The following is a 2,357-nucleotide window of genomic DNA, read 5'->3' as shown; positions in this document are numbered from 1 at the left end:
GTCTTAGTCCATCTTTTAACCATGATTGGCACTGACCGAATACGTTGGTTTTCCACTCTTTGTGGCTGTTTACGTATTTCTCAATGTCGGGCTGCATACGGTCGAGTGGCAAATACCAGTTTTTGGTACTTTTCATGATAGGCTTCGAGCCAGAGAGCGTCGAACGAGGGTTTTTCAACTCAGTTGGCGAGAGTGTCGAACCACATTTTTCGCATTGGTCGCCGTAAGCATTGGGGTTTGCACAAGTTGGACACTCGCCCACGATGTATCTATCAGCCAAAAACTGTTGAGCTACTTCATCGAAGTATTGCTCGCTGGTTTCTTCGTCGAAATAGCCTTTATCGTACAACGTCGTAAAAATTTCTTGCGAGTTTTTATGATGCGTTTGGTTGGACGTGCGAGAATAAATATCGAATGAAATACCAAAATCAGCGAAAGATTTTTTGATTTGTTCGTAATAGAAATCAACAACTTCCTGAGGTGTTTTTCCTTCTTTACGGGCTTTTACTGTAATTGGCACGCCGTGTTCGTCAGTACCACTGATAAAGGCCACATCAGCCCCTTTCGAGCGGAGATAACGCACGTAAATATCAGCAGGGATGTAGCAGCCAGCCAAATGCCCAATGTGAATAGGGCCATTGGCATAAATCAAAGCGGCCGTAACGGTATATTTTTGCGGAGTTTCGGTCATATCTTCTTTAGTATTCAAAAATTATTGTGCAAAGTTACGGTATTGCTACATAGAAACGAAAAACCCCTCAAAAGTTTTTGTTTTTGAGGGGGAGAGTGCTGTTCAAAAAACAACTCAGACCTATATTTATTTCAGAATCTTTTTATCAAGGCTTTATTAATGTCCCAATTACATTGGTTAAAATTCTCTATCATAAGAGGGTAATTCAAAGTCAAATAAATATTTCAAATCAACTTTTAATGTTCTGACCAAAACAAAAATTGTGCTTAAACTTGTATTTAAGACTCCTCGCTCAATTCTGCCTATTTGACTTAAAGAAAGACCACAAGAATATGCCAGCTCTTCTTGTGTAAAGCCTTTCTCCAATCGGACTTCTCTGAGACGTAGTCCGAATTTTATGATGCCCTCTTTGTCTCGCAGATATTTCACGACACAAAAAACTACACCGTTTAATAAATATATTAGAGCAAATTTGCCTTATCAAAAACTAATACTTTAGTTTAATTCAATAAATTCACTTTAATAACCAAAATAATGAAAATCAAGCACAAAAAAAGCGTAGTTTTATTCGGTTTACTGGCATTCTTAACATTATTTTCTTATTCATGTCAAAATGAAGAGATTAATGAGGTTGGCGATGTTCAAAATAACTTGGATATCAGCCAGAGTAAAAATAGTATTTCACAGAAATATTCTGTTGATTTGGATGAGATTTTACTCAAGATAATAAATTCCAAAGGTTTTTTAGCTTTTGAAAAAGCGAATAGTGATTATGAGAGTATAAAACTCAAAAAAGGTAACAATTCGAAAGAAGCTTTGACGAAACTACAAAACATAAAAAGTGAAGCAGATTATGAAAAATTTGTAAATGAATATTATCAAAACCCTCAAAAAAAATTAAAACAACGAGAAGTGCTCAAAAATAGTTTTTTGCAATTTTACAATGAGATTCCCGAATTAAAGTCTTTTTCGAAAACAGACTTAAGCTTTACATTAGGAGAAGCTCATGACGCTTACATAAAAGAGAGGAGTAATACATACAAATATAGGTCGATTTTGGATTGTAGGTCAAATTGTCAGCATGGTAGAGATGTAGCAGAAGCCTCAGCAGATAGACAGTTTACAGCTACATCTGCGGGATGTGTATTACTTTCTCCCACCTTATTCGCTTTTGCTGTGTGTGAAGTAGTGGCAGCTTATATTCACGATGACCAGTACGATGTAGCTGAGGATAATTATAATATTTGCGTGGCTGGATGCCCTGCATAAATTAAATTTATAAAAATTTATTTCTATGAAAAAAGTAATTGATTCTAAATGGTTAAGCTATATGTTATTAGCTACACCTTATTTGATGATGGCAATGGGTTACTTGTCATCAAATAAAAATATAATATATGCACTGTACGCTTTATTATGTGTTGCGACACCAATAATACTTTACAAGAATTGGGGAAATAAACAGTATTTTTATAAACTTGCTTTGTTTTCCTTTCTTTCATTACTAATTTATTTTTATGTTGTGCAGAAGTGACACATAGTTTGATAAAATCAAGGTATTTTTCTGAATGCCTTGATTTATTATTTCTTCGTTTCCTCAACTCTCCCTTTTCGGAAACTCGGAGGCATAGATTTATCTTTCTATAAAGCCTTACGCCACAGCAAA

4 protein-coding genes are annotated in these 2,357 nt (G+C 35.2%); 2 read left to right on the top strand and 2 right to left on the bottom strand.

All coding sequences use genetic code 11. The annotated features are described in order from the left end of the window. Together ACOVO2_RS15145 and ACOVO2_RS15140 are read right to left on the bottom strand one after the other, a co-directional pair. A partial coding sequence (locus ACOVO2_RS15145; RefSeq protein ID WP_421770791.1) for a class I tRNA ligase family protein occupies window positions 1-691 on the bottom strand: 691 nt, incomplete at its 3' end. Between the two features lie 177 nt (window positions 692-868). Continuing rightward, window positions 869-1,120, bottom strand: coding sequence for a helix-turn-helix domain-containing protein (locus tag ACOVO2_RS15140; protein WP_421770790.1), 252 nt, complete (start codon window positions 1,118-1,120; stop codon window positions 869-871). A 105-nt stretch (window positions 1,121-1,225) separates the two neighbouring features. Between ACOVO2_RS15140 and ACOVO2_RS15135 the strand changes: the two genes are divergently transcribed. Both ACOVO2_RS15135 and ACOVO2_RS15130 read left to right on the top strand, forming a co-directional pair. Next, window positions 1,226-1,960, top strand: a complete 735-nt coding sequence (locus tag ACOVO2_RS15135) for a hypothetical protein (RefSeq protein ID WP_421770789.1) — start codon at window positions 1,226-1,228, stop codon at window positions 1,958-1,960. Between the two features lie 25 nt (window positions 1,961-1,985). Next, window positions 1,986-2,225, top strand: coding sequence for a hypothetical protein (locus ACOVO2_RS15130; protein WP_421770788.1), 240 nt, complete (start codon window positions 1,986-1,988; stop codon window positions 2,223-2,225). Window positions 2,226-2,357: the final 132 nt, after the last annotated feature.

Origin of the sequence: Emticicia sp., from assembly GCF_049241225.1 — a bacterium.
In the GTDB taxonomy this organism is placed as follows: domain Bacteria; phylum Bacteroidota; class Bacteroidia; order Cytophagales; family Spirosomataceae; genus Emticicia.
Note: the sequence above shows the minus strand (reverse complement) of the source record. Positions and strands in the feature narration are given on the sequence as shown.

Excerpts from the sequence above, each read along its gene's own strand:
- ACOVO2_RS15135 (WP_421770789.1), top strand. The coding sequence starts at position 1,226 with ATGAAAATCAAGCACAAAAAAAGCGTAGTTTTATTCGGTTTACTGGCA.
- ACOVO2_RS15130 (WP_421770788.1), top strand. The coding sequence starts at position 1,986 with ATGAAAAAAGTAATTGATTCTAAATGGTTAAGCTATATGTTATTAGCT.